The sequence below is a fragment of the Streptococcus mitis genome, assembly GCF_946190335.1.
Lineage (GTDB): Bacteria > Bacillota > Bacilli > Lactobacillales > Streptococcaceae > Streptococcus > Streptococcus mitis_CH.
This window is the reverse complement of sequence record NZ_CAMHZN010000001.1, coordinates 507,175-526,915: the sequence shown is the minus strand read 5'-3', so window position 1 is coordinate 526,915 and position 19,741 is coordinate 507,175. Positions and strand designations below refer to the sequence as shown.

18 protein-coding genes and 2 pseudogenes are annotated in these 19,741 nt (G+C 38.7%); 11 read left to right on the top strand and 9 right to left on the bottom strand.

Annotation, left to right across the window (positions count from 1 at the left end; all coding sequences use genetic code 11):
* Positions 1 to 84: 84 nt before the first annotated feature.
* Complete coding sequence (locus tag N8O43_RS02725; RefSeq protein WP_173303062.1) at positions 85 to 948, bottom strand: helix-turn-helix domain-containing protein; 864 nt, start codon at positions 946 to 948, stop codon at positions 85 to 87.
* A gap of 195 nt (positions 949 to 1,143) precedes the next feature.
* Between N8O43_RS02725 and N8O43_RS02720 the strand changes: the two are divergent.
* The 5 genes and pseudogenes from N8O43_RS02720 to N8O43_RS02700 form a co-directional block, all read left to right on the top strand.
* Positions 1,144 to 1,313 (top strand): annotated as a pseudogene (locus tag N8O43_RS02720) (PhrA family quorum-sensing system peptide).
* Positions 1,314 to 1,383: 70 nt separating this feature from the next.
* Positions 1,384 to 1,803 carry a GNAT family N-acetyltransferase gene (locus tag N8O43_RS02715; RefSeq protein WP_049493769.1) on the top strand — a complete coding sequence of 140 codons (420 nt, stop codon included), beginning with the start codon at positions 1,384 to 1,386 and terminating at the stop codon, positions 1,801 to 1,803.
* A gap of 176 nt (positions 1,804 to 1,979) precedes the next feature.
* On the top strand, positions 1,980 to 3,995 hold the full coding sequence (locus N8O43_RS02710) for a bacteriocin-associated integral membrane family protein (RefSeq protein ID WP_261089351.1): 2,016 nt from the start codon (positions 1,980 to 1,982) through the stop codon (positions 3,993 to 3,995).
* A 1-nt stretch (position 3,996) separates the two neighbouring features.
* Positions 3,997 to 4,629, top strand: coding sequence for an ABC transporter ATP-binding protein (locus tag N8O43_RS02705; protein ID WP_261089350.1), 633 nt, complete (start codon positions 3,997 to 3,999; stop codon positions 4,627 to 4,629).
* Positions 4,630 to 4,769: 140 nt separating this feature from the next.
* A pseudogene (locus tag N8O43_RS02700) lies at positions 4,770 to 4,928 on the top strand (competence protein ComA); the annotation flags it as partial.
* A gap of 180 nt (positions 4,929 to 5,108) precedes the next feature.
* On the opposite strand, the gene tpx reads toward N8O43_RS02700, so the two are convergent.
* From tpx to N8O43_RS02680, 4 genes are all read right to left on the bottom strand, one after another.
* A complete protein-coding gene (tpx, locus tag N8O43_RS02695; RefSeq protein ID WP_057487168.1) occupies positions 5,109 to 5,600 on the bottom strand; it encodes a thiol peroxidase in 492 nt (163 codons plus the stop codon).
* A 228-nt stretch (positions 5,601 to 5,828) separates the two neighbouring features.
* Entirely contained in the window at positions 5,829 to 6,758 is a 930-nt protein-coding gene (gene psaA, locus N8O43_RS02690) for a metal ABC transporter substrate-binding lipoprotein/adhesin PsaA (RefSeq protein ID WP_033682181.1), read from the bottom strand.
* 31 nt (positions 6,759 to 6,789) lie between these two features.
* Positions 6,790 to 7,638 (bottom strand): metal ABC transporter permease, encoded by an 849-nt coding sequence (locus tag N8O43_RS02685; RefSeq protein ID WP_261089349.1) that lies wholly within the window; start codon positions 7,636 to 7,638, stop codon positions 6,790 to 6,792.
* The gene (locus N8O43_RS02680) at positions 7,635 to 8,357 is read right to left on the bottom strand and encodes a metal ABC transporter ATP-binding protein (protein ID WP_101782551.1); all 723 of its coding nucleotides are present in this window, start codon (positions 8,355 to 8,357) and stop codon (positions 7,635 to 7,637) included. Before N8O43_RS02680 ends, N8O43_RS02685 begins: the two co-directional genes overlap by 4 nt.
* A 176-nt stretch (positions 8,358 to 8,533) precedes the next feature.
* Here N8O43_RS02680 and pepO point away from each other — a divergent pair, with 176 nt between their 5' ends.
* On the top strand, positions 8,534 to 10,426 hold the full coding sequence (pepO, locus tag N8O43_RS02675; RefSeq protein ID WP_261089348.1) for an endopeptidase PepO: 1,893 nt from the start codon (positions 8,534 to 8,536) through the stop codon (positions 10,424 to 10,426).
* 128 nt (positions 10,427 to 10,554) lie between these two features.
* On the opposite strand, the gene N8O43_RS02670 is transcribed toward pepO, so the two are convergent.
* A complete protein-coding gene (locus N8O43_RS02670) occupies positions 10,555 to 11,184 on the bottom strand; it encodes an MBL fold metallo-hydrolase (RefSeq protein ID WP_261089347.1) in 630 nt (209 codons plus the stop codon).
* A gap of 254 nt (positions 11,185 to 11,438) precedes the next feature.
* A complete protein-coding gene (locus N8O43_RS02665; protein WP_261089346.1) occupies positions 11,439 to 12,884 on the bottom strand; it encodes an N-acetylmuramoyl-L-alanine amidase in 1,446 nt (481 codons plus the stop codon).
* A 291-nt stretch (positions 12,885 to 13,175) separates the two neighbouring features.
* Here N8O43_RS02665 and N8O43_RS02660 point away from each other — a divergent pair, with 291 nt between their 5' ends.
* The 5 genes from N8O43_RS02660 (at position 13,176) to dtd (ending at position 18,845) form a co-directional block, all read left to right on the top strand.
* A complete protein-coding gene (locus N8O43_RS02660; RefSeq protein WP_033688324.1) occupies positions 13,176 to 13,553 on the top strand; it encodes a zinc ribbon domain-containing protein in 378 nt (125 codons plus the stop codon).
* Between the two features lie 2 nt (positions 13,554 to 13,555).
* Positions 13,556 to 15,151 carry an ATP-binding cassette domain-containing protein gene (locus N8O43_RS02655; protein ID WP_261222815.1) on the top strand — a complete coding sequence of 532 codons (1,596 nt, stop codon included), beginning with the start codon at positions 13,556 to 13,558 and terminating at the stop codon, positions 15,149 to 15,151.
* Between the two features lies 1 nt (position 15,152).
* On the top strand, positions 15,153 to 15,971 hold the full coding sequence (locus N8O43_RS02650; protein ID WP_261089343.1) for an ABC transporter permease: 819 nt from the start codon (positions 15,153 to 15,155) through the stop codon (positions 15,969 to 15,971).
* Between the two features lie 178 nt (positions 15,972 to 16,149).
* Positions 16,150 to 18,372 (top strand): RelA/SpoT family protein, encoded by a 2,223-nt coding sequence (locus N8O43_RS02645; protein ID WP_261089342.1) that lies wholly within the window; start codon positions 16,150 to 16,152, stop codon positions 18,370 to 18,372.
* 29 nt (positions 18,373 to 18,401) lie between these two features.
* The gene (gene dtd, locus N8O43_RS02640; RefSeq protein WP_261089341.1) at positions 18,402 to 18,845 is read left to right on the top strand and encodes a D-aminoacyl-tRNA deacylase; all 444 of its coding nucleotides are present in this window, start codon (positions 18,402 to 18,404) and stop codon (positions 18,843 to 18,845) included.
* 38 nt (positions 18,846 to 18,883) lie between these two features.
* Here dtd and N8O43_RS02635 read toward each other — a convergent pair whose 3' ends face one another.
* Positions 18,884 to 19,297, bottom strand: coding sequence for a hypothetical protein (locus N8O43_RS02635; RefSeq protein WP_261089340.1), 414 nt, complete (start codon positions 19,295 to 19,297; stop codon positions 18,884 to 18,886).
* An 18-nt stretch (positions 19,298 to 19,315) separates the two neighbouring features.
* Positions 19,316 to 19,729, bottom strand: coding sequence for a hypothetical protein (locus N8O43_RS02630; protein ID WP_261089339.1), 414 nt, complete (start codon positions 19,727 to 19,729; stop codon positions 19,316 to 19,318).
* Positions 19,730 to 19,741 lie beyond the last annotated feature (12 nt).

Genomic DNA, 19,741 nt, shown 5'->3' with positions numbered 1-19,741 from the left:
TAATTATAAGGCTGATAGTATTAATTTCACTATCAGCCTTACAGGTTATTTAATGTTTCAGAAAAACTATAATGTCAAGATTAACTAAACAGTATCTAATTCTTTCAAATAATTTTCTATCTTCATCAACATTAAAGGATTGTTATAAATCTTACATAACTCTTTTGCTTCTATATAATAATTTTTGACTTGTTCTTTGTCTAGAAATTTGGCTCCAGCATTTCCTACAAGAATAAGTAGAGGAGCCAGTTGGTAGCTTGTCTGTCTTTGTTTACAGAGTTCAATCGTCTCAAGAGCTTCTTGGATGGCTTCGTTATATTTTTCCTTTGACACTAGGTAGTGAGCGTAGTTGTAACGAACTCTGATGTAGCCAAATAAAAACTCTTGATGCTCAAAATTTTTTGTCTGATATAACTCCATTAAATGAGAGTAGTTTGCCTCATATTCTTGTTCACGACCCACTAAGGAATAGAAATTAGATAGAGTATTCAATACCTTTAAATAAATCAGAGTATTTGAGGAGACTTTTAATAATATATTTTCCAATGAAGAAATAGCCTCACACTTACTGTCATATTGATAGAAGTCAATAATAGCTTTAATCCATTCAAGGTAAGTTCGGTCCTCTAGTGTTAGAAAAGTACTTCGTTCAATCTCTATTCTATAAATATATTCCAAATCGTCATAATTTCTATCATCTAATAGACGAGCAGATAATTGCTTAAAATTAGAGAGGTTAGATTTAATTTCAATTTGTTCATTGAAAAAGTAATCCAAAGGGACTTCAAGTCGTTGAGAGAGTTTGAATAACAAGTCTGCGGAGGGAATAAAATGACCTCTTTCAATTTTACTAATCTGACTTTGTTCACAAATTCCTTCTGCAAGAGTTTGTTGGGAGAGTCTCAACTCTTTTCTTTTCAATCTGAATTTCTCTGCGAGTGTATTCATTAAAGATAATAATCCTTCCTATTTGATTAACTTTATTATAAAATTTTTAGTTCAAAATAGCAAGTTAAAGAAATAAATAATTCTATATGGTAATAATAAGAAAAAAAAGTTCAAAATACAATAAAAAGTTTGAATAAATAAAATATATATGTTAAAATAAAAATAAGAAAACAGAAAGGGGTTTCACAATATAAGATGAGGAGAAATCGTGGAATTAAAAAATAGTTATATTTGTATTACTAAGTGTTCTTGCATTTGGTAATACAATTCCCTATCAACAGTTTGTTCAGAAGAATAGACAATTGGAAGTTCGAGTACAATCACAAAAAAAATCGAATGGACTTGATGTTGGAAAGGCAGATTAAAGAATAATGGAATAGAATTAGTCTCTAGTATATTCTCTTTTATTATTCATTAAAAATTGTAGGTGCAAGAATGAAGATTACTGATGCAAATAATGAAAATATTGACTACATAGAAGAAATGCTATTGGAACACAATAAGAAATGTTTACCTTCATGTCAGGATGAGGACTATAAACAGATTGCTTTTATTGTTGAGAATAATCAAGAGATAGTAGGTGGCATCGTAGCTTATTCGGTTATTTGGAAAATATTATATATTGATACACTTTGGGTTAAAAACACTTATAGACGTCAAGGGATAGCAACTGCATTGTTAAATAATGTTTTAGAAAGTGCCAAAAATTACGGATGTAGTATTGTTCATTTAAGCACCTTTGACTTTCAAGGTTTAGATTTCTACTTAAGTCAAGGTTTTGAAGTTTTTGGAATTCTTAATGACTCTCCAGATGGGCATAAAGAATACTTTTTGAGTAAAAGAATAGAGAAATAAAAATGTTTTATAAAAATTCTAGTATTGATTTTACTAATCTAGTTAATGAAAATAATCTTAAGACACCACTGTTAGTATATGATGAAGAAGATTCTTTTATCAATAGTTTAGTAAGCTTGTTAGTTTATAGAGGGCATGGGTATTTCTGTCCTCTATTTTAGAATAAGGAATGCACTATGAAAAAATTATTTATACTCATATCCAACCTGCTTGCTAGTTTGTTCTTTGTTTGGGTATTTACCATTTGGACTGATACATATGTCTCCAATTATTACCCCAACGTTGTTGTACGTGATTCTTCCCCTGAAACAACTTTTCAGCATGTTGCTACACGCTTGGAAAAACTAGCAGAAGAAACGGATAGCTTTATTGCGATTCAACACCAGGATCTTAACTCAGAAGGTACTCCAGTGTTTTCTTATACGACCTTTGGGAACGGAAAGTTGCCTGATGGGCTACAGGAAAAAAATCTAGAAGATGCTCAAAGTAGTAGTGTTGAAACAAACTATTTTGTATTCGATGGAAACCTAGATATTCACTTGCTAAGAGAGGAGCTAAGTCAACTTGGCTTGACTAACATGCACCTGATAATTCCATCTAAACTATCTACGTTAATGGCTATCTTTAGTAACGGATTTCAGTTAATCGGTTTATTGATTTTCATCTTAACCTTTGGAGCACTGACTTTAATTAGTCAAATTAGCCAATTACGGTCGTCGGGCATTCGCCTCATTTCAGGAGAGAAACGGTGGTCCATTTTCCTTAGACCAGTTGGTGAGGATTTGAAAGGGATAGCTGTTGGTTTCAGTTTAGCTGGCGTGCTCGCCATTCTTATGCAAAAAATTCTGTCGCTTCCAACGCAATCCCTAATGACCATAGGAGAAGGCTTGCTCAGTTATAATCTCATCTTGTTGTCGATCTCCCTGTTTTTCGCTCAACTCTTCGCAGTTGGAATAAAAAAGATACACCTGATGCAGATTATAAAAGGGCAAGTGCCTGTCAGAGGAATCATTAGTTTGATTTTAATCGGTCAACTATTAGCGATTATTATTGTAACGCTGGGAATAGGGAGTAGCTTAAAGTATTCCCAAGCCTGGCAACAGCATCGGATTGGACAAGAGGCTTGGAGCCAGGAAAGGCAACTGATTACCCTATCATTCAGCCGTGAAGGAGCGGGTCCTGGTTTTGATGAACAAGCTCAAAGGAAACTCAGAACTTGGTATCAATTGATGGATTTGGCTGTTTCAGAAAAAAAGGCTTTCTTATCTAGACACCAGTTAATTGACCGTTCTTTGCAAAATGGCATGGCTTCCTCCAAAAACTTGACAACCTCTACAGAATGGCACGATTACAACCCGAATGGCAATGTCCTTATCGTCACACCGCAATACTTGGAGCGTCAAAACATTCCTGTAGATATAACTATTGAGCAAAAGATGAATCACCTTGATGTAGGGGAGTTTGTCTTATTGCTGCCTGAACACCTCCGTTCAGAGGAAGAACATTATAAATCTGTTTTTGAAGACGACTTAACCAGTCGCATGTCTAGTCGAAATGAACGACAGCAAATGACTGCTACGGTAGGTTATTTGGAATCAGGTCAGGATCGTTTTGTGTATAATACGACCCCTATTTCTTACCAGCAGTTTTTGAAAGATCCAATCATCATTGTTATAACACCCCAATCAACTGGTCCACAGTCCATTTTGTTTTGGGTAGACGCAGTACAGAACTACGTTCTCTTTAATCAATTGTCTGATGCCCAGGAGCTTATCCAGAGACAAGGCATTGAAAATTGGGTCTCAGAAATGCAAACAGGTTACCACAACTACATCACATTATTGGATAATATCCAGAGGGAACGTTGGGTAATGCTAGCAGGAGCTGTGCTTGGGATTGCAACTTCAATCTTGTTGTTTAACACTATGAATAGGCTCTACTTTGAAGAATTTAGACGTGCCATTTTTATCAAACGCATTGCAGGTCTCAGGTTCTTAGAAATCCATCGCACTTATCTCTTTGCTCAACTGGGTGTGTTTTTACTGGGATTTATTGCGAGTGTATTTCTTATGGTAGAGATAGTAGTTGCTTTCTTAGTCTCGTTACTCTTTACTGGTCTATCTCTTTTACAGTTACATGTCCAAATGCAGAAAGAAAACAAGATGTCCATGCTTGTTTTGAAGGGAGGTTAATATGATTGAACTTAAACAGGTGAGTAAATCTTTTGGAGAACGAGAGTTATTTTCGAATCTTTCAATAACATTTGAGGCTGGAAAAGTCTATGCCTTAATTGGTTCAAGTGGTAGCGGAAAAACAACCTTGATGAACATGATTGGGAAATTAGAATCTTATGATGGCACGATTTTTTACCGAGGTAAAGACTTGGCCAATTATAAATCGAGTGATTTTTTCCGTCACGAATTGGGCTACCTCTTCCAGAACTTTGGCTTAATTGAAAACCAAAGTATTGAAGAAAACCTTAAGCTAGGTCTCATTGGTCAAAAGTTGAGTCGGTCGGAACAGCGGTTGAGGCAGAAGCAGGCTTTAGAACAGGTCAGCCTGGCTTATCTTGACCTAGATAAGCGCATCTTTGAGTTATCGGGCGGAGAATCGCAACGGGTTGCCTTGGCAAAAGTTATCTTAAAGAATCCACCCCTTATTCTGGCAGATGAGCCAACAGCTTCAATAGACCCAGCAACCTCTCAGTTGATTATGGAGATTTTGCTATCTCTTCGAGATGATAATAGGCTAATCATTATCGCAACACATAATCCGGCAATTTGGGAGATGGCTGATGAAGTGTTCACGATGGATCGTCTGAAATAAAAATCCTTGTTTTTAATTGCACGATGAGTTACCGAAATATTATCATGAATCAATAATTGGAGTTAATTTAGAATTGTACTTTATTAATATTGAGGTGACTTTTTCTTGATAAAGGAAGAAATAGTGGAGAGGAAGTTAGATTGAAAAAATTCGACAATTATATTATTGCGAAGCCTTGCGATTCTAATTCAGATAAACTGTAAAAAATCTTAATAATTGAAAGTTTGGTGGATGATATTTTGCAATTTTCTATCAGAATCAATAATAGTGTAGGAGAGATTTTCCTCCTACAACCGTTTCAAAAGAAATATTTACCCATTGGGAGAAGATGTTGCAGTGGATAATGTGTTACTCACTGAAAAATATAATTTTCAACTAAAAGATTTTGAAGGATTCATTTCAAAATAAACAATAATTAAAGAATAAGAAAAATCCTCCGTTTCAAAGAGTAGGGAACTCTTTGTGACAGAGGATTTTTTCTATAGGGCTTTAGCAGCTGCAATTGCGGCTTCGAAGTTTGGTTCAGAGTTGATATTGTCCACGTATTCAACGTAGCGAATAGTATTATCAGTATCGAGGACAAAGACTGCGCGTGCCAATAGGTGCCACTCATTGATTAAGAGGGCATAATCACGTCCAAAGGACTGGTCGAAATAGTCTGAGAGCATGATGGCATTTTCAATACCTTCAGCACCGCACCAACGTTTTTGAGCAAAAGGTAGGTCCATTGAAACAGTCAAGACAACCGTATTATCCAGTCCAGCCAGTTCTTCATTAAAACGACGCGTTTGAGTTGAGCAGATGCCTGTATCGATAGAAGGCACGACACTCAAGACTTTTTTCTTGCCATCAAAATCAGCCAGAGATTTTTTAGAAAGGTCTGTTGTAGTGAGAGAAAAATCAAGCGCCTTATCGCCGACTTGTAGTTGTTTACCTGTAAAGCTCACAGGATTTCCGAGAAAAGTTACCATAGGATACTCCAATCTTTTTTCTTCCATTTTAGCTGAAACAGCCGGAATTTTCCAATGATTTGACCGGAAATGTGTGCATAGAAAAAACGCCAGCTCATGTGAGAATGACGTTTTTCAGAGGCTTATACTCAATGAAAATCAAAGAGCAAACTAGGAAGCTAGCCACAGGCTGTACTTGAGTACGGCAAGGCGACGCTGACGTGGTTTGAATTTGATTTTCGAAGAGTATTATTTTGCCAATCCTTCAGCAATCTTATCAAGGTTGTATTTCATCATGTTGTAGTAGCTGTCGCCTTCTTTACCTTGTTCTGCGATAGAGTCAGTAAAGATTTGTGCGTAGATTGGGATGTTTGTGTCTTGTGAAACAGTCTTCATTGGACGGTCATCCACACTTGATTCTACAAAGAGTGAAGGAGTTTTTGTTTGGCGAAGTTTTTCAACCAAGGTCTTGATTTGGTCAGGAGTTCCTTCTTCTTCAGTATTGATTTCCCAGATATAGGCACTTGGGACACCGTAGGCTTTAGAGAAGTATTTGAAGCATCCTTCGCTGGTTACGATGAGTTTTTTCTCAGCAGGGATGTTGTTAAATTTCTCTTTAGCTTCCTTGTCAAGTTTGTCTAGCTTATCAGTATATTCTTTGAGATTTTTTTCGTAGAATTCCTTGTTGCTAGGGTCTTTAGCGCTCAATTGTTTTGCGATATTTTTAGCAAAGATCATACCGTTTTCAAGGTTGAGCCAAGCGTGTGGGTCTTCTTTACCTTTTTCGTTTTGGCCTTCAAGGTAGATAACATCAACGCCTTCGCTGACTGCAAAGTAGTCTTTGTTTTCAGTTTTCTTGGCATTTTCTACCAATTTTGTAAACCAAGCATTGCCACCAGTTTCAAGGTTGATACCGTTGTAGAAAATCAAATCAGCTTGAGATGTTTTCTTAACGTCTTCAGGAAGTGGTTCGTATTCGTGTGGGTCTTGACCAACAGGAACGATACTGTGAAGATCAATCTTGTCACCAGCAATATTTTTAGTAATATCAGCGATGATTGAGTTTGTAGCAACAACTTTTAGTTTTTGACCAGAAGCTGCATCTTTTTTTCCGCTAGCACATGCTACGAGAACAATGGCGGAAAGAAAAAGAACCAACAATGTACCTAATTTTTTCATTAGATCCTCCAATTTATTGGGGCTTTACCCCTTATTTTAACAAATGTTTATTTTTTAGTTTCAAATATCGTTGTTTTGGAGCGATAAAGAAGCTAATGAGAAAGAAACTAGCGGCTGTAAGCACGATACTAGAACCTGCCGCAACGTTAAAGCTATAACCGATAAAGAGTCCCAAAACTGAAGCTGTAGCTCCAAAGGTTGAGGAAAGGAAAATCATGCTTTTCAGGCTATTAGCATAAAGATAAGCAGTTGCAGCTGGGGTAATCAGCATGGCTACAATCAGGATAGTTCCGACACTTTGCATGGCTGTCACAGACACGAGAGTCAGGAGTACCATGAGAAGGTAGTGATAGAAATTGACAGGCATTCCCATGGCTTTAGCCAATAGTTCATCAAAGGAAGTTATCAAGAGTTGCTTGAAGAAAATCCAGATTAACAAGAGAATGGCTGCCCCTACCCCTATGGTAATAAACATATCCGTATCTTGGACGGCTAGGATATTACCAAAAAGGATATGGAAAAGGTCAGTTGAACTTTTAGCGACACTAATCAAGATGATACCGAGGGCTAAGAAAGAAGAAAAGGTAATGCCGATGGCGGTATCGCTTTTGATAATCGAGTTTCCCTTGATGTAGGTAATGATGATGGCAGCTAGCAATCCAAAGACAATGGCTCCGACAAAGAAGTCAACGCCCAAGATGAAGGAGAGGGCTACACCTGGTAAGACAGCATGTGAAATGGCATCTCCCATGAGTGACATCCCGCGTAGAATGATGAAACATCCTACAGCTCCAGCTACGACCCCGACGACAATGGCTGTTATCAAGGCATTTTGTAAGAAATGGAATTTTTGCAATCCATCGATAAATTCTGCAATCATAGGTCACCTCCATTGAAAAAGAGTCGATTACCGTAAGCTTCTTTGAGATTGGCTTCGGTAAAGGTTTCTTTGGTTGGACCAAAGGCAATCACTTCTCGATTGACAAGCAAGACTTGATCGAAGTAGTGGGGAACCTTGCTGAGGTCGTGGTGGACGATGAGAACCGTCTTCCCAGCTTTTTTCAGATCTCTCAGCGTATTCATGATGATTTCCTCACTGACAGAGTCAATCCCAACAAAGGGTTCATCCAAGAGGATATAGTCGGCTTCCTGTACCAAACATCTGGCAATCAAGACCCGCTGGAATTGACCTCCAGACAGTTGACTGATTTGCCGTTCAGCATAGTCAGCTAGACCGACGATTTCAAGGGCTTCTTGCACTTTCTTCCAATGTTTAGCCTTTAAACTTCGAAAGAGAGGGATAGAGGGAAAGAGTCCTAACGAGACACATTCCTTGACCTTGATGGGAAAGTTGTAGTCGATATTGATTTTTTGTTCGACATAGGCGATTCGATGTAAGGATTTTTTAACTTCCTTGTCATCGAGAAATGCCTGACCTTGATGTGGGATAATTCCCAGCATACCTTTTACTAGTGTTGATTTCCCAGCACCGTTGGGGCCAATGATACCGGTGATTGTTGGTCCGTGGAGCACTAGTGAAATATCCTTAAGTGCCAACGTTTCTTTGTAGGAGACACTGAGGTTTTCGATACGTATCATAAACTTATATTCCTCCTACCTCTTAATATACATTAAAAAAAAAATTAAGTCAAGTTAATTTTTAAAAAATTAAAATAATAACTGAAAAATGATGGAAAGAGAAAGTTCATTTTTAATTGCATTCCCAGGTAATTTTTGTTAAGCTAAAAGCAAGTACAAATGAAAGCGAGAACAAGATGACACGTTATCAAGATGATTTTTATGATGCAATCAATGGAGAATGGCAGAAGACTGCTGAAATCCCAGCAGATAAGTCTCAAACTGGAGGTTTTGTTGATTTAGACCAGGAAATTGAAGACTTAATGCTGGCTACAACAGACAAGTGGTTGGCAGGAGAAGAGGTGCCTGAGGATGCTATCTTGGCAAACTTTGTCAAATACCACCGCCTAGTCCGTGATTTTGATAAGAGAGAAGCTGACGGTATCACACCTGTCTTACCACTTCTTAAAGAATTCCAAGAATTGGAGACTTTTGCGGATTTTACAGCTAGACTAGCAGAGTTTGAACTTGCAGGAAAACCTAACTTCCTACCTTTTGGTGTATCGCCAGACTTTATGGATGCCAGAATCAATGTTCTATGGGCTAGCGCTCCAAGCACAATCTTGCCAGATACGACCTACTATGCAGAAGACCATCCTCAGTGCGAAGAGCTCTTGACTCTTTGGAAAGAAAGCAGCGCAAATCTTCTCAAGGCTTATGATTTCTCTGATGAAGAAATTGAAGACTTGTTAGAGAAAAGACTAGAATTGGACCGCCGAGTTGCAGCAGTGGTGCTTTCTAATGAAGAAAGTTCAGAATATGCTAAACTTTACCATCCATACGCTTACGAAGATTTCAAAAAATTCGCTCCTGCCCTACCTTTGGATGACTTCTTCCAAGCTGTTCTTGGACAAGTACCAGACAAGGTTATTGTAGACGAGGAACGTTTCTGGCAAGCTGCAGACCAATTCTATAGTGAAGAAGCTTGGCCTCTCCTCAAGGCAACCTTAATTTTAAGTGTTGTGAATCTCTCAACCAGCTATTTAACAGAAGAAATCCGTGTCTTGTCAGGTGCCTATAGCCGTGCGCTTTCAGGAGTTCCAGAAGCCAAAGACAAGGTCAAGGCAGCCTACCAGCTAGCACAAGGTCCTTTCAAACAAGCCTTGGGTCTCTGGTATGCTCATGAAAAATTCTCTCCAGAGGCCAAGGCAGACGTAGAGAAAAAAGTGGCAACTATGATTGATGTCTATAAGGAACGCTTGGCTAAAAATGACTGGCTGACTCCTGAAACTCGTGACAAGGCCATTGTCAAACTCAATGTCATCAAGCCTTATATCGGCTACCCAGAAGAATTACCAGAACGCTACAAGGACAAGGTAGTGGATGAGACTGCTAGTCTTTTTGACAATGCTCTAGCCTTTGCGCGTGTGGAAATCAAACACAGTTGGAGCAAGTGGAACCAGCCTGTAGACTACAAGGAGTGGGGTATGCCTGCTCATATGGTCAATGCTTACTACAATCCACAGAAGAACCTGATTGTCTTTCCAGCGGCCATTTTGCAAGCACCTTTCTATGACTTGCACCAGTCATCTTCTGCTAACTACGGTGGTATTGGGGCAGTTATTGCCCATGAAATTTCCCACGCCTTTGACACCAACGGAGCTTCCTTTGATGAAAATGGTAGCCTCAAGGATTGGTGGACTGAGAGCGACTATGCTGCCTTCAAGGAGAAAACACAAAAAGTCATTGACCAATTTGATGGACAGGATTCTTATGGTGCAACCATCAACGGTAAATTGACTGTATCAGAAAACGTGGCTGACTTGGGAGGAATCGCTGCAGCGCTTGAAGCAGCCAAGAGAGAACCAGACTTCTCAGCAGAAGAATTCTTCTACAACTTCGGTCGCATCTGGCGCATGAAAGGTCGTCCAGAATTTATGAAACTTTTGGCTAGCGTCGATGTGCACGCACCAGCTAAACTCCGTGTCAATGTACAAGTACCAAACTTCGATGATTTCTTTACAACCTATGATGTCAAAGAAGGAGACGGTATGTGGCGTTCACCAGAAGAGCGCGTGATTATTTGGTAAGGCAAAAAATCTAGTCATCAGAAAAAAGGCATCCAATCAGGTGTGAAAACCTTGATAGGATGCCTTTTATAATTGAAAGATTTGCTGGATAGTTTACTTAAATTGTGCTATTGATTGTCATCATTTTACTAGAAAAAAGGATTGAAAGTTTTTTCGTGAGCAATAGTAGTAGCTGGACCATGTCCTGGATAAACATCGTAGTTTGGCAGGGTGAAAAGTTGGGTCTGTATACTATGAAGGAGTTGCTTCATGCTACCAGTCGGAAGGTCTGTTCGTCCGATGGTTTCACGGAAAAGAGCATCTCCTGTCAAGACTAGGTGAGCATCAGGAAAGACAATAGAAACGCCGCCGATAGAGTGACCTGGTGTTGGCAAGACAGTGAAACGAAATTCCTCTAGTTGGTATTCTTCGTGAAAGATAAAAGTGTGTTCAGCAGGTTTTGCGACCACATCTTCCATATCATCGTGGCGAGGTAGCCCAGAGAGATTATCGACAGGAGTGTAGAGCCAGCTGGCTTCACTCTCTGCGATATAGACAGAAGGATTGCCAAAAGTTTCGCGAACCAAGTCCAGACTCATGATATGGTCATAATGGGCGTGGGTCAATAGAATGGCACAGATCGGTTTGTTGATGTTCTCTATTGTCTGACGAATAGCTTCCCAATGGCTACCAGGATCGACGACGATAAGGTGCTTTTCGCCCTCCAAGTAATAGGTATTTTCATAGGCAACAGGATTCACGGTTTTATGGATTTTCATACTAGCTCCAATCTCAAAGAATGTACTAATACTCTTCGAAAATCTCTTCAAACCGCGTCAACTTTATCTGCAACCTCAAAGCAGTGCTTTGAGCAATCTGCGACTAGTTTCCTAGTTTCCTCTTTGATTTTCATTGAGTATAAATTAAGTATAGCACAGTTGGGGAGAATAAGCTGGAAAAGGAAATAGGTCTAGAAAGAAGAATACGGTTTGGATAAAAATAAGCCCCAAGTGAGTTCGAGGCTTAAACTGTTTTAATTACCAGCATAATATTTTTGGATTCCCTTGATAATCCCTTCAACCAGTTTATCTTGGTAGTCACTACTGCGGATTTTTTGGTTTTCTTCTGGATTATCCATATATCCCATCTCTAGCAAAACAGCTGGTTTAGCTGTTTCACGGAGAACAGCAAAGGTTGCTTGCAAGAGCCCAGCATCCCTAGCTCCAGTTTCAGCTAGCAGTGAAGAATGGATCTCGGCTGCAAGACGATTGCTTTCACTCATCCGTTCAGGATTGTTGTGCCAATCCTTGTTAATCTTGCTAGGGAAACCAGGTTCATCCTTGTAAGAATAGGTCTGGATACCTAGATTAACGGTTGTATCATTCCCTTTTGCATTGAAATGAAGGCTGATGAAAAAGTCAGCATTGGTCTTGTTGACCATACGAGAACGCTCGGTAATAAAATCAACGTCTATATCACTATCTCGAGAGGTGAGAACGGTGTAGCCTAGGCCTTCTAATCGTTTACGTAGCTTACGATAAACTTGTAGGTTCAATTCTTTCTCAGCTATGCCATAGTAATAAGCCCCGCGATCCTTACCACCGTGTCCTGGATCGAGAAAGATAGTTTTAGAGTAATGTCCTTTTTGAAAACCTTGTGCTAATTCACGAACCCATTTTCCATTCCCTTGGAAGAGCTGGTTTTTACTATCCACAGCATAGGTTCCTGTAACATACACACCATCGTCCTTAAGATAGTACCAAGCTTGATAGTCTGGGTCATAAATCCATTCTTTGTGGGCCATGTAGCCACTAGATTTGAGGTAGTAGGAACCAATCCATTGTTTTTGGGCATAGCGTCCGCCAGATTTTAGGTAAAACCAACTAGAGTAGCTTTGGTCGTAGATCCATTCCTTATCTGCCATAGCACCGCTGGATTTGAGGTAGTAATCGCCTTTCCAGACATTGGCCAGCATTCTACCGTAGTCATCAAAAGCATACCACTTGCCATTGATTTGGCTCCATTGATTGGATAAATATTTACCTGAACCATTAATATAGTACCAATTATTTCCCATTTGGTACCAAGTGTTTTCAAGCAAGTAGCCATGACTATCAAAGAAATAACCGTCATAGAGAGTATCTGTAAATTTGACCCCAGTTTGACTATAAAAAGTCCACTTGTTCCCCTCTTTTACCCAGCCGGTTTGTATAGGTTGATTAGGTTTGGTTTCCGTAGAAAGAGAAGGTTTGCTTTCTTGCTCACTTGAACTAGCTATACTTGACGAAGTTTCTGTACTAGCTTGAGAACTACTAGCAGAAGTATTTGTAGAATTGCTAGTGGAAGCATTTGTTGAGCTACTGGTTGAACTAGTCGTCGGGTTAGTAGTGGGATGACTCGTATCTTCAGCTAAAACGACTTGGCTGGATAAGCCGAGAACAGCCAAGGCTAAAAGTGTCAATCTTTTGTGTGATTTCATGTTGTTTGCCTTTCTAGAAAGATGAAAATTCAGTAATTATCGTAAAAAAACTGTGCTTATTACCATTATACACTAAAAAAGTTAGAAAATTACCAAAATATCAAACCTTATTTTAAAAAAGATGGAGAAGATAAGGCAAATTGGGAAGATTTTTAAAAGGAAATCAGAAGTATGCTATAATATAGGAAAATAATAAGGTAAGTTTCTGTTGAAATTTTAATAATGTAAGGTTATATGTTATACTAAAAATGAGAAAATAAAGACTTGCTCAAGTAAATACGAGGAGAAGTTATGGCTTTTTTAGATCAATTAAGAGATAGTGCTAGAATCGTGAAAGAAACGACAAGTAATGTCATTTCAGAAGGAAAGCAAAATGTTGAAAATAATCGTAAGAGAAAAGAAATCCAATTGCGACAAAATAAAATTAATGACTTATATAGATTAATTGGAATTAAATTTGTTGAAGAAAATTTAGAAGAAATAAAGGAAAATTCTCTCTATTCTTCAGAAATTGCTGAGATAAAAGAGTTATTTAAAGAACAAATTAGTATTCAAAAATCGATTGACATGGATGACCAAGATTTGATTTCTTGTCCAAATTGTGGAGAAAGTTTAGCAAGAAGTTTTGAGTTTTGTATCAATTGTGGTAAGGCAGTGAAGAAGAGTTAAAAATGAAAGATTATACTGTAAAAATAGTCTGTCCAAGTTGTTCTAAAAAGATAGGAGTAGGTTGGAAATTTTGTGCTTTTTGTGGAGAATATGTTGATAATTCAAAACCAAAAGTAGAACTACGCTATCTTGATGACAGCAGGGGTGACTACAATCCTAAAAAGGAAAAAAATCCGCATTTTAAAATGCCATCTAGCTTTAAGCAGGTTAGCGAAAAAATAAAGGATAGTATTTCTGAAAAAATTGATAAGGGTGAGGAAGTTTCAGATAATACTTTGTCCTTCTTTACCTTTGTAATTACAAAAGATGGCGTTGAAATAAAGGAACTTGATGAAATTGTAAATGGTCTTCAAAATAGTTCTATACAAAAGGATTATCTTGGTTACTACTTACAAAGTGAATTAGAAGATATCTATGTTAATAATGTAAAAATTGAAGTGGGGAAAAAACACTATCTAACGAATAGAGACACGTTTAGACAAGGTGAGACTATTTATATATTTAGTCTCATGAATCAAAAGGATGTTGAATGGCAGCAGGAAGAAATTACTCTTCAAATAGCTGATAAAATTGGTGATAGTTTTGAAGTCTTTGATGATGAAATTCTATATCTTATCCCAAATGATGATCAAGTAATTTTAAATAACAGCATTCCTCAGGATAAAATTCGTTTAAAAAACTATGATTTAGTATCCATTCATCACAGATTATTCCTTGTCTACGGTAATCAATTAATTTTTCAAAATGAATTAACTGAAGAGCAAGAGAAAAGTATTGCTGAGAATATCAATAGTATTTCAGACGATACAAGCTTATCTGTTTCAATTCGAAAACGTTTGGCTGGAGAAAAGTTGTTGCTTTCGGATATTGATTTTTCAGTGTCTTCTGGGGAAATCGTACTCATTTTAGGTGGATCTGGTGCAGGAAAAACAACACTCATCAATGCAATAATGGGAATTGAAAAAGCAGATGCTGAAATCTTGTTAGGAAATATCAATATTTATAATCAATTCGATAAAGTTAAAAGAATGATTGCAAATGTTCCTCAGTTTAGTTTGCACCGTGAAAAAGATAGTGTCTATATGACATTGAAAAATGCTGCTGAGATGAAACTAGTTAGGGATTTTACAAAAGACAAGTCTCTATTGGAAGATAAAATTTCAAGGGTTTTAGAGACCGTGAAATTGACAAAGAAAAGAGATTCTTTAGTATCAGAACTTAGTGGGGGGGAAAAGAAGAGACTAAGTATTGCAACGGAGTATATTGCAGATCCTGTTTTATTTGTCTTGGATGAACCAGATTCAGGTGTAGATGGTAGCAATGCTCGTTCGATCATGTCTAGTCTTAGAAATATAGCTGATGATAATAAGATTGTTTTTATTATTTCCCATAGTCCTGATAGAACGCCTGAGTTGTTTGACAAGGTCTTAGTTCTGGCTAAAAGTGAGGAAGAATCTTGTGGTAAATTAGCTTTTTACGGTTCTGTAGAAGAGACTTTGAGTTTTTTCAATGTAAACCAATTGGAACTTGTGGTATCTGAAGTAGAAGCGACTCCAGATGACTACATTAAAAAATATAAAGATTATAGAGGAGATTAAGATGAATTACGTATCGAATAAAGAACAGGTGTTAATCTATTTAGGGAAATTTAAACGCAATTTCTTAAATTCAAATGGATGGTATGCATTAGTCAGTACAGCAATAATCGCTTTAGTTGCCTGTATAGTTTCTGGTAGCGCAGGTTTTGGAGATAGGATAGGTGAAACCTCATTTATTATTGTTTGTGCTTGTATCTGGATTGGAATGTTTAATTCTATTACTTTGATTTGTCGTGAGAGGGATATTATTAAGCATGAGTATCGAGGAGGGATGAACTTATCATCTTATATGTTTGCTCATATGTTATTCCAAGGAATCATCTCCTTAATTCAAACCGTCATTTTTTCAAGCATCCTATTTTTATTCTATGGTAGCAAGATTGCTGAGTTTCCAACTACATTTGATAATGATATTTTGCGCTTTATTTCTTATTTTCTTACCATATTTTTAATGATTTATTCTGCGGATACCTTGGGCTTATTTGTTTCGTCGCTAGTCAAGAATGTAGAACAGGCTATGACCGTCATGCCCTTTGTGATTTTATTACAATTCCTATTTTCAGGTAATCTTTCTTTGGATGGTTTTTTAAAATTTTTCTCTTTTCTTACAGTGAGTAGATATGGCTATGATGGACTTTTAGGATTGGCTAATGTTTCAATAGAAGGGGGGAGTGGAAGTTTGCAAACTAGAATCGCTCATACTGAAGATGTACTAATTAATTTTCTAGTTGGATGGATAATTCTGATTGCATTTTCAATTCTTTTTGCATACTTAGCAAGTAAGTTTTTAAAATCTGTTGAAAATGATACTAGAAGTTAAAGTCTCTTTATAAATTTGCATTGGAAAAAATTAGTTAATATCTATTGAAAATATAAGAAGAAGACTAGTTGCCTGTCTTAGATGGGTAACTGGTTTTTCTTTTAGGTGGCATTCTCTTTTTCTAGTTTTCATATTCTTAAAAAAGTGATAAAATGGTAGGAAGAATTGGAGAGTAGAAATGCCGAAAGAAGTGAATTTAACAGGCGAAGAAGTTGTCGCTTTAACTAAAGAATATTTAACGGAAGAGGATGTCCATTTTGTCCATAAGGCCTTGGTTTATGCGGTGGATTGCCATAGTGGTCAATACCGCAAATCAGGCGAGCCTTATATCATTCACCCTATCCAAGTGGCAGGTATTTTAGCCAAGCTCAAGCTGGATGCTGTAACGGTAGCTTGTGGTTTCTTGCATGATGTGGTAGAAGATACAGATGCGACCTTGGACGATTTGGAAAGAGAGTTTGGTCCTGATGTGCGTGTGATTGTCGATGGGGTTACCAAGCTTGGTAAAGTCAAGTATAAGTCTCACGAAGAGCAGTTGGCAGAAAATCATCGTAAGATGCTCATGGCCATGTCTGAAGACATTCGAGTTATCTTGGTCAAACTGTCTGACCGCTTGCACAATATGCGGACCCTGAAACATCTTCGAAAAGATAAGCAGGAACGTATTTCCAAAGAAACTATGGAAATCTATGCCCCGCTTGCCCACCGTCTGGGGATTTCCAGTGTCAAATGGGAATTGGAAGACCTGTCTTTCCGTTATCTCAATCCGACGGAGTTTTACAAGATTACCCATATGATGAAGGAAAAACGCAGAGAGCGTGAAGCCTTGGTGGATGAGGTAGTCACAAAATTAGAGGAATATACGACGGATCGTCACCTAAAAGGGAAGATTTACGGTCGTCCCAAGCATATTTACTCGATTTTCCGCAAAATGCAGGATAAGAGAAAACGGTTTGAGGAGATCTATGACCTGATTGCCATTCGTTGTATTTTAGATACTCAAAGTGATGTTTACGCCATGCTTGGTTATGTGCATGAACTTTGGAAACCGATGCCTGGTCGCTTTAAAGATTATATCGCTAACCGCAAGGCCAATGGTTACCAGTCTATCCATACGACTGTTTATGGGCCAAAAGGGCCGATTGAATTTCAGATTCGAACCAAGGAAATGCACGAAGTGGCTGAGTACGGGGTTGCGGCCCACTGGGCTTATAAGAAAGGCATTAAGGGGCAGGTTAACAGCAAGGAATCAGCTATTGGAATGAACTGGATCAAGGAGATGATGGAGCTCCAAGATCAGGCTGATGATGCCAAGGAATTTGTGGATTCAGTCAAGGAAAACTATCTGGCTGAGGAGATTTATGTCTTTACTCCAGATGGTGCTGTCCGTTCTCTTCCAAAAGATTCAGGACCGATTGACTTTGCCTACGAAATCCATACTAAAGTCGGTGAAAAAGCGACGGGTGCTAAGGTCAATGGCCGTATGGTTCCGCTGACAACCAAGCTCAAGACAGGGGATCAGGTTGAAATTGTCACCAACCCGAACTCCTTTGGACCGAGCCGTGACTGGCTCAATATGGTCAAGACCAGCAAGGCGCGTAACAAGATTCGTCAGTTCTTTAAAAATCAAGACAAGGAATTGTCTGTTAACAAGGGCCGTGAAATGCTGATGGCCCAGTTCCAAGAAAATGGCTATGTGGCCAATAAATTCATGGACAAGCGCCACATGGACCAAGTTCTGCAAAAGACCAGCTACAAGACAGAAGAATCCCTTTTTGCGGCTATTGGTTTTGGCGAAATCGGTGCGATTACCGTCTTTAACCGTCTGACTGAAAAGGAACGCCGTGAGGAAGAGCGTGCTAAGGCCAAGGCTGAGGCAGAGGAGCTTGTCAAAGGTGGCGAGATCAAGGTTGAAAATAAAGAAACCCTCAAGGTCAAGCATGAGGGTGGTGTGGTCATTGAAGGTGCTTCTGGACTCCTAGTTCGTATTGCCAAGTGCTGTAATCCCGTTCCTGGTGACGATATTGTCGGTTATATCACCAAGGGTCGTGGTGTAGCCATTCACCGTGTGGACTGTATGAACCTGCGCGCCCAAGAAAACTACGAGCAACGTCTCCTTGATGTGGAGTGGGAAGACCAGTACTCTAGCTCAAATAAGGAGTATATGGCCCATATCGACATCTACGGCCTCAACCGTACAGGATTGTTGAACGATGTACTACAAGTTCTCTCAAACACAACCAAGAATATCTCAACAGTCAACGCCCAACCAACCAAGGATATGAAATTTGCCAATATCCATGTGTCCTTCGGTATTGCCAACCTCTCTACATTGACCACGGTTGTGGACAAGATTAAGAGTGTGCCAGAAGTCTATTCTGTCAAACGGACCAACGGCTAATTGTCCTAGTTATTACTAGAAAGGCTATTATGAAAATCATTATCCAGCGGGTTAAAAAAGCCCAAGTCAGTATCGAAGGTCAGGTGCAGGGGAAAATCAATCAGGGGCTCTTATTACTGGTGGGTGTTGGACCAGAGGACCACGAGGAAGATTTGGACTATGCTGTGAGAAAACTGGTCAACATGCGTATTTTTTCAGACGCAGAAGGCAAGATGAACCTGTCTGTCAAAGATATTGAAGGAGAAATCCTCTCTATTTCTCAGTTTACCCTCTTTACGGACACCAAGAAAGGCAATCGTCCAGCCTTTACAGGCGCAGCCAAGCCTGATATGGCATCAGACTTCTATGATGCATTCAATCAAAAATTAGAGCAAGAAGTGCCCGTTCAGACAGGTATCTTTGGAGCGGATATGCAGGTTGAGCTGGTCAATGACGGACCAGTTACCATTATCCTTGATACGAAAAATAGATAAGAAAGACCAAGCCCAGCCGGCTTGGTTTTTCTCATCTATCATAAAATATTCCAAAATGAAATGGGTTCTTGATAGGCTTTGGGGAAGTCTCTTTTCAAGCTTTGGCAGGTGCGATAGGAAGGGACGAGATGTCCTAGGATGAGGAGAGTTACCTGAAGGAAAAGTGGGATACCCCTTAAAAATATCAAAGAGAGAATTATCAGGATATCCCATAGGAGGATTTGTAAGGCAAAACACCAGAATCTTGGTCTAATCTGGGAATAGAGTTGACTAAAGTGGTCACAAAGTTGGTTGGAAAGATAGGTCAATAGTACAGGATGAAAGAAAATGAGCCAATGACTGTAAATCAAAATCCAATCCCAAGTAAGCCCCTCTTTAAATGTCAAAAATGCCAGCATGATTCCATCAATGACAAGGAGTTGAGTGGTTTTGATGAAGATGATTTTTTTCATGCTAAAACCTCCTTTTCCTTAGAGACACTCCCACAAAGAGATGTGTTTATCATAAAAGTCTGGATAGTTCTCTCTTAGGTAGTCAGTTGTCCTATAATATAAAGTAGAATGACAAGCAGTGACGATTGGCATAAGAGTGTAAAATCGCTGAGAACTAATGAAGGCGAAGAGGATAAATAATAGAAAATCAATGGTGAGCACCCCTAAATAGTAGAAGCGAATCTTTTTACTGATTTGAGGATAAATCTCAGCGAATTGATGTTTGAGTCGGACAAGCAAACGAAATAGCAGGAGTCCCTGAGCAAGGATGAAAATAAAGCCAGAGAGCAAGAGCCATTCTAAAGCGGTCTCGGGTCTAGTGCTAAAAAATGCAAATAGTAGCAAATCGATAACTGCAATTGCTGTAAAATGGATTCTAAAGAGATTTTTCATAAGATGACCTCC

Coding starts and splice junctions, on each gene's coding strand:
- N8O43_RS02725 (WP_173303062.1), bottom strand. CDS start 948: ATGAATACACTCGCAGAGAAATTCAGATTGAAAAGAAAAGAGTTGAGA.
- N8O43_RS02715 (WP_049493769.1), top strand. CDS start 1,384: ATGAAGATTACTGATGCAAATAATGAAAATATTGACTACATAGAAGAA.
- N8O43_RS02710 (WP_261089351.1), top strand. CDS start 1,980: ATGAAAAAATTATTTATACTCATATCCAACCTGCTTGCTAGTTTGTTC.
- N8O43_RS02705 (WP_261089350.1), top strand. CDS start 3,997: ATGATTGAACTTAAACAGGTGAGTAAATCTTTTGGAGAACGAGAGTTA.
- tpx (WP_057487168.1), bottom strand. CDS start 5,600: ATGGTAACTTTTCTCGGAAATCCTGTGAGCTTTACAGGTAAACAACTA.
- psaA (WP_033682181.1), bottom strand. CDS start 6,758: ATGAAAAAATTAGGTACATTGTTGGTTCTTTTTCTTTCCGCCATTGTT.
- N8O43_RS02685 (WP_261089349.1), bottom strand. CDS start 7,638: ATGATTGCAGAATTTATCGATGGATTGCAAAAATTCCATTTCTTACAA.
- N8O43_RS02680 (WP_101782551.1), bottom strand. CDS start 8,357: ATGATACGTATCGAAAACCTCAGTGTCTCCTACAAAGAAACGTTGGCA.
- pepO (WP_261089348.1), top strand. CDS start 8,534: ATGACACGTTATCAAGATGATTTTTATGATGCAATCAATGGAGAATGG.
- N8O43_RS02670 (WP_261089347.1), bottom strand. CDS start 11,184: ATGAAAATCCATAAAACCGTGAATCCTGTTGCCTATGAAAATACCTAT.
- N8O43_RS02665 (WP_261089346.1), bottom strand. CDS start 12,884: ATGAAATCACACAAAAGATTGACACTTTTAGCCTTGGCTGTTCTCGGC.
- N8O43_RS02660 (WP_033688324.1), top strand. CDS start 13,176: ATGGCTTTTTTAGATCAATTAAGAGATAGTGCTAGAATCGTGAAAGAA.
- N8O43_RS02655 (WP_261222815.1), top strand. CDS start 13,556: ATGAAAGATTATACTGTAAAAATAGTCTGTCCAAGTTGTTCTAAAAAG.
- N8O43_RS02650 (WP_261089343.1), top strand. CDS start 15,153: ATGAATTACGTATCGAATAAAGAACAGGTGTTAATCTATTTAGGGAAA.
- N8O43_RS02645 (WP_261089342.1), top strand. CDS start 16,150: ATGCCGAAAGAAGTGAATTTAACAGGCGAAGAAGTTGTCGCTTTAACT.
- dtd (WP_261089341.1), top strand. CDS start 18,402: ATGAAAATCATTATCCAGCGGGTTAAAAAAGCCCAAGTCAGTATCGAA.
- N8O43_RS02635 (WP_261089340.1), bottom strand. CDS start 19,297: ATGAAAAAAATCATCTTCATCAAAACCACTCAACTCCTTGTCATTGAT.
- N8O43_RS02630 (WP_261089339.1), bottom strand. CDS start 19,729: ATGAAAAATCTCTTTAGAATCCATTTTACAGCAATTGCAGTTATCGAT.